The 551-nt window shown below is 32.5% G+C and carries 1 protein-coding gene and 1 pseudogene; one reads left to right on the top strand and one right to left on the bottom strand.

The features are described 5' to 3' along the window. Positions 1 to 257 (top strand): annotated as a pseudogene (locus tag TCEL_RS12965) (phosphate acyltransferase); the annotation flags it as partial. A 49-nt stretch (positions 258 to 306) separates the two neighbouring features. Here the strand turns inward: TCEL_RS12965 and TCEL_RS00115 are convergent. Then, positions 307 to 551: dicarboxylate/amino acid:cation symporter (locus TCEL_RS00115; protein ID WP_040683652.1), on the bottom strand; the 245-nt coding region annotated here is incomplete at its 5' end.

Here is a 551-nt window from a genome sequence, read left to right as displayed (position 1 = left end):
GCTGAAGTAGTACTTATTGGTAAGAGAGAAGAAATAGAAAATACAAGCTAAAGAAGTAGGAGCAAACATAGAAGGAATAGAAATAATTGATCCAGTTACATCAGAAAAATTTGATACATATGCAGAGAAGTTTTATGAATTAAGAAAAAGCAAAGGTGTTACACTAGAACAAGCAAAAGAAATAATTAAGGATTGAAATTTATTTTGGTACTATGATGGTTAAAATGAATGATGCAGATGGATTAGTTTCAGGTGCATGTTTTCAGATATATATTCATAAAAAAAGCCGTGAATTTCACGGCTTTTTTACACGTTTAATGTATTGTATGTTGTAATATCAAGTTCCTTTTCAGAGTTTGCAACAATAGTTGTTCCAACGGCATCTCCAGTAACATTTACAACTGTTCTACACATATCAAGTATTCTATCTATTGGTATAATAAGTGCAATACCTTCAACAGGAACACCAATTTGTTGTAGAACCATCGTTAGCATTACAATGCCTGCACTAGGTACTCCAGCTGTACCAATTGAAGCAAGAGTAGCAGTTA

Origin of the sequence: Thermobrachium celere DSM 8682, assembly GCF_000430995.1 — a bacterium.
Classification (GTDB): domain Bacteria; phylum Bacillota; class Clostridia; order Clostridiales; family Caloramatoraceae; genus Thermobrachium; species Thermobrachium celere.
The sequence above is the reverse complement of the archived record's forward strand: the minus strand, read 5'-3'. Positions and strand labels throughout refer to the sequence as shown.